Below are 5,825 nucleotides of genomic sequence, written 5' to 3'. Positions count from 1 at the left end.
GCGTGTCATGGTCGCCTGCGCTGAGATTGTTAGATTTATCAGCGTTGTTTCCGACACCTGATTCCGTGATTGGCGCATTTGTCTTTTCGACATCGATAGAAGGCTCTGGCTCACGGATACCTTTATCCGTAAATGTCAGTTTAGAAAGACTAATGAAAGGCGTGCTATCTGTAATCGTGCCACCTTTTGAACCTGAGATAGATGTGTTAGCTTTCCCAGAATTATCTGATTGATAGAATTGGCGTTTAGAGAATGGTTTTGAACCATCTTCGTTATAACTAGCCGTTATCGTCACGACATCTGTTTTAGTGTCCGTCGTCATATGGATATAAATATCCTTAATCAACTCATAGCCTTCTGGCGCTGTTTCAGGGTCTTCTGACATCTGCCATGCGCCGTATTCAAGAAGGGTTTCTCCATAGCCGTCCATGTCATCTTTGATGCCTGTCGTCACAACTTTAGGGTCAGCTTTTGTGCCTTTCATCGGTGTGAAAATGAAATTGATATCGTTGTAGCCTGATTCTGCCGATTCCCCTGGTATTTCAACTAATTTTTGGAAATTGATTTTAGCCTTAATCAGTTGGTCTTGAGATTTGGTGTTAGGCGTGACGATATTAGTCGTCTGGTCATCTTTTTTAGCGATTTCAAAGGCATGCTTGTTCGGGTCAAGCGCATAGCCTATCGGCGCATCAACTTCACGCCAATAGTATTTACCGATTGTTAGGTTACCTACTGCGACCGATAGCTCTTTGGCATCAACCTGTAAGACAAGGTTATCGCCGATAGTGACCAGTTTGCCATCCGCATAGTAAGAAGCTACTTTTTTACCTTTGAGAATGGTAAAAGGGGATTTTGCGATGTCATTTTGTTTGACAGCTTGGTCTTGTTTATGAGGCGCTGAACCTACCGCATCATCGCCATAAAAAAGTTGATATTTGGTTTTGGACATATCGCCTTGACCACGAGAATCAGTTGCGTTTGTCTCTTTGTCCGTTTTATCTAACTGATTTTGACCTTTAACCTCTTGGTTCGTCCCAGTCGCTGTACCATAGACAACTTCTGTTTTGTTGTCTTTCCACGTCAAGGTCACTTCGACAGGTTTAAAGGTATTGACAAAACCAGCACTAGCTTTAGTTTCTTCAACCTTATACTTGCCAAGGGGGAGATTTTTAACGGTAAATTTGCCTGCTTTATCCGTCTTAGCAGTGTAAGTCTTACCGTCTGTCAGGCTTGTGAGTTTAAATTCATTGCCTTCCAGACTGTAATGCGCATGCCACATGTCAGAACCAGACTCAACACCCGTTTTGGTGACTGAAATCTCGCCTAAAACTGGTTTATTTTCAGTTGCGGCTGTTGTGGTGACAATCTCTGTCGCATTGTCTTTCCAAGTCAAAGTCGCATGATAAACCGTTGGATTATAAACTTGACCAGTCGCAGCTGTCACTGAACTTTCAATTTCTTGCACGTCATAGTCGCCTAGTGGCAAGTTTTTAGTCGTTGCGTTTCCGTCCTTGTCTAAGATCACTGTATCGGTGTATTTGCCATCTGTCGACTTCACTTGATACTTAATACCTGCGAAACTATAAAGGTTGTTAGGAAGCGTTTTTCCATAGCCTACGAGCGTTTTAGAGATTGTGATTTTCCCCATAACGGCTTTATTATCCACTTTAACAGTCGGCCCTGCGCTGCCTGTTTTGCCTGCGACGACGGTTACCTTATAGGATTTGGTATTAGCTACCTGACCTGTCGCTGCAGTGACTGAGTTGGCACGTTCTTTGACGGTGTAGTCGCCTGCTTTAAGTTTAGGACTTTCTACAGGTTTACCGTCCGCAGGGATTGTGATGTCGCCCACGTCCTTGCCTGCGCTATCAAAAATATCAAAGATAATCGGTTTGAAACCATAGTGATTATTGGGCATTGTATCGCCATAATCAAGCAAAGATTTGTCTAGTGTGAAAGTCCCCTCGAGGTTCAATTCAAACCACAGCTTACCAAACAAGGCAAAAACAATATCCGCATGATCGCCTTGACCGTCTTGATAAGTATAGATAACTCCTGATGAATTAAAGCGTTTCAGTACAACATAAGAGTTGTTCATCAAAAGTGCTGAATCTGTCACACTTGCGCCGTTTGAGGTTGAGCGCAAGCCGTTACCTGAAACAGACAAAGCAGTGTCAGGCGATACGATGTAGCCGATAGCGCCGTTAGCGCCAACCTCAGCCAATTGGTTAGCATCGACGTCGCTGACTTTCATGGCGACGAGAAGTTCATCGTTAGGAATCGCTTGTCCATTATCAGAGCGGACAAGCGATACATTAGTCATCACTTTTTCGATGAAACCAACCATTGAACCGTCGCCAACAGCGCCGCCACTGCCACCACCATTTTCCGACTGTCCACTACCTGAGCTATTGCCCGAGGCAGGTGTGACCGCACCGATTGTGATTGTGCCACCTTGGTTCTTAATGGCAAATATGGCATCCTCGTTAGTTTGACCGTCAGCCCCGTGGGCAATACCATTATTGGTAACTGCCAACGATACAGGAATATTTTGACCTGTATTGATGTCTTTTATTGTCCCAACATTTTGAACAATAAAAAAATCGCCTTTATTGATGTGAATGGCTTGGTCGCTAGGCAGAAAACCATCATTGCCTAAGAAAAATCTAGCAGCAGAACCAAAACTATCAAGGTTTTGCCCATTATAGAGCGAAGTATTCCCCTGCCAAGAAATATTGTCAGCGATATACTTGACACCGTCCGTGTTGGTATCTTTTAAGAGACCATTGACAGTCGCTTGAAAGCTCGCCGAGGACATGTCATTGGACTGCGCCTTGACGACAGGCTTGCCGTTGATTATCCCGATTTGTGTGCCATTGACGATTTCCGCCATGGCGGTCATCGGTAGACTACCAGCGACTAGCATGAATAGACTGGCGATATAGAGCCAAACTCTACGTTGCCGTCGCTGATTTTTGAACTTGTGTTTGTTCACAAAATCTCCTTTCTGAAGATAAAAAAAGAGAAACCTGTCAAAGATTTCTCATGCTTAGTTTAACGACTTTTCGGTCAGGTTATGTTTAAAGTTTTAAGTCCAAAAACAATTTTTGAACAAAATTTGACAATAAATTTCAAAAAGTGGTATAATGAGTTTAGCGAAACGTTATTAGATTGAACTTCAACACAGATACCCCAGAGACGGCAATCTCTGGGGTATCTTTTTTCACTAGATGCGACTACTAGCGTGTGGCTTGTTTGAAGGGCACGCCTTAATTATCATCTTTCTCGTCAAGCCAACGAGCAACCAGCATTGAGACGAGCTCAATGACTAGACCGACTAAAATCGGGATAATAATTAACGTTATTAGACTATATATCACTTCAACACCTCCTCCTATGTTGCGACATAGTAAGGTAGCGAGCCCAAAGATTATTATAGCATAAAAAATAGCTAGTTTAATCACAATTTCGACAATAATTAAAAGGCAACCATTTTGAGATTGCCTTTTTCAATATTATAAATTATTTAGCCCAAGGAGAATTAGATCCTTGCGTGTAGTCTCTCTGGCTCGCCTCATACTCAGCCTTATCCAATCCTTCTTGTGACCAATCAGTCGGCGTACCGCCACCACCAGTTGGTTGTGCAGGCGCAGGGGCTTGAGGGGTTGAGGCTGTATAAGCAGGTTCAGTATAGCCTGGTTGTGCGTAACCTTGTTCAGTTTGCGCCTGTTCTTGCGCCACAACTTGTGCTTGTTGTTCCGCCTGCGCTTGTTCGGCTTGCGCTTGAGCAGTTTTTTCTGCTTCAGCTTTAGCCTTAGCTTCACTCTCTGCTTTTGCTTTGGCATCTGCTTCAGCCTTAGCTTTCGTCTCAGCCTCTTTTTTAGCAGCTAACGCTTTGAGTTTAGCCTTGTTTTCAGCCTCAAATTTCGCTTTCTCTGCAGCCTTTTTCTCTTTGGCTTTTTTATCCGCCGCAAGTTTTTCTTGCTTAGCCTCAGCTTTTTTTGTCGCAATATTTTTGTTGTGTACGGTCACACCAGCACCTAAGCCGATCAAGGCTAGGACTACGACACCTGCAACAATACGTTGTTTCAACGTTGTATTTTGAATTCTTGTGATCAAGTTCATGTTTTCTCTCCCTTTATTAATTATTTCCGACGATAACTAGCGGCATAGTTTTATAAAGCACCAGTTCATATTTAGGATGCCCGTTTCTACGTATCCGCTCACGTAATTCAGACATCCAGAACTCGTCATCTAATCCAAGTCTAGTCAACGACCTACCATATACTAAGCCACTAAATGGTATCGCACGCCTTTGTTCTCGCTTAAGGTGTTCTATCACCTTATCTAGCTCATTTGTTAGTGCCATTTCTTACCTCCATTCTATCATATTTCTAGCTTATCTTTGGTGTAAAAGTATCATTTTATATAGAAAACTATACTTTTTTACTATATTTTTAGGAATTTTACTCATTGCTTTCAAGTATTCTGAATAGGTGTACTTATCCATTTTCACCATCTTTCATTATTTTATCGCCGTTTTAGGTTTCGTCTGGAAGATGAAAAAGAAGAAATCATCGTCAGAGGTATTATCATTGACACGTTTAAGCTCATCTTCGTTCATTTCCCAAGTCATCAAACCATCTTTTATTTTTAACGTGCCTTTGTCAGTCACGTCTTTACTGTCATGAACAACACATAGACCAACTAAATCTTTTTTCAAGTACTCAGTGTTTCGTGTTGTCAGACCTGTTTTCGAATCATAGTCATACCTAAAAGAATCTACATTTGATTGAAGGGCTGATAGACCTTGTTTCTCGAAATCCATAGCAGTTGAAAATTTAATTTCTGTATAATGCTTAGTATCAAGAGCTCTCAAACTAAGCTCTGTAAAGAGAAATTTATCAAATTGAACTTCTTTTTTATCGCTGGTTTCTTTGGCATCAGGGTCAAGCGTGTAGGTTTTACTACCAAAAACTTCTGATTGGTTTTTAGCATCTGTAAGTATATCAGCCACTACTTTCTTTCCTGGTGTCTCGTACTCTGGTAGAAAGTGTTGTCCCTTAGTAATCTTTGTCATGTTGCGTTCTTCCACAAACTTGATGAAATGAGTAGGCTTAAAAAGAAAAACTACCACTAGACCAAGGACAACTATTATCAAGAGGAATAAAATTTTTCTTCGTAGTACTCTAAAAATAAGATTTAAACTATCCAATGCCTAGCTCCCTTCATTTTTCCAACTAACAGTGACCATATTATCTATATCAGTTATTTTGTAGCCTAGTGATTCAAGTCTTGTACGCCCTTCTTTTGATGTACAGTAATCATTAGCTTGAACAGTTGTTGTTGAATCAAACATTTTAATACCATCACTTTCTATGTCATTAAATTTACGACTTGCATTCTCTAAAATATAGGCACAATCTTTGTCTACATTTCAGAAAATACAAGTATGACCTATATTTTCTGAGGCTATCAGTCGATGTCTAAACTCAGTTGATCTGGATCCTCGAGTAAAGACTGAGATAGATTTCTTTGATTGTGGTTCAAATGGCTTTCGCCATACTGTTGCACGCTCTCAGCAACAATCTCTGTGATTGATAGACCTGTCACGGCTTTCAGTATCATCAGTTGTTTGTGTGTTTCCACAGTCACTTTGATACTTTTTGTCGCCGCTTTTTTAGGTGCCTCATTAGGGGTAGAAAATTCTACTTTTCTACTTCCAGAAATCGCCTCTCTGTTTTTCTTCTTTCTAGGTTTTTCAGCTAAATATTTTGTTAAATCCGCCATTATGCTGCCTCCAATCGTTCTAATATTTTGGTGAA

The 5,825-nt window shown here is 41.1% G+C and carries 6 protein-coding genes; all 6 read right to left on the bottom strand.

Annotation, left to right across the window (positions count from 1 at the left end; translation table 11 throughout):
• Positions 1-2,995 (bottom strand): MSCRAMM family protein (locus ACYQ21_RS14465; RefSeq protein ID WP_460059291.1); only part of this gene is annotated, 2,995 nt, incomplete at its 3' end.
• Positions 2,996-3,269: 274 nt separating this feature from the next.
• Positions 3,270-3,380, bottom strand: coding sequence for a type I toxin-antitoxin system Fst family toxin (locus tag ACYQ21_RS14460; RefSeq protein ID WP_460059290.1), 111 nt, complete (start codon positions 3,378-3,380; stop codon positions 3,270-3,272).
• A gap of 142 nt (positions 3,381-3,522) precedes the next feature.
• The gene (locus tag ACYQ21_RS14455; RefSeq protein WP_460059289.1) at positions 3,523-4,125 is read right to left on the bottom strand and encodes a hypothetical protein; all 603 of its coding nucleotides are present in this window, start codon (positions 4,123-4,125) and stop codon (positions 3,523-3,525) included.
• 16 nt (positions 4,126-4,141) lie between these two features.
• Positions 4,142-4,369 carry a hypothetical protein gene (locus ACYQ21_RS14450; RefSeq protein WP_460059288.1) on the bottom strand — a complete coding sequence of 76 codons (228 nt, stop codon included), beginning with the start codon at positions 4,367-4,369 and terminating at the stop codon, positions 4,142-4,144.
• A 156-nt stretch (positions 4,370-4,525) separates the two neighbouring features.
• Positions 4,526-5,080 carry a hypothetical protein gene (locus ACYQ21_RS14445; RefSeq protein ID WP_460059287.1) on the bottom strand — a complete coding sequence of 185 codons (555 nt, stop codon included), beginning with the start codon at positions 5,078-5,080 and terminating at the stop codon, positions 4,526-4,528.
• A 395-nt stretch (positions 5,081-5,475) separates the two neighbouring features.
• Positions 5,476-5,825, bottom strand: a 350-nt coding sequence (locus ACYQ21_RS14440; RefSeq protein WP_460059286.1) for a hypothetical protein, incomplete at its 5' end; no start/stop codon positions are given.

It is taken from the genome of Pseudolactococcus yaeyamensis (assembly GCF_054658615.1).
Note: the sequence above shows the minus strand (reverse complement) of the source record. Positions and strands in the feature narration are given on the sequence as shown.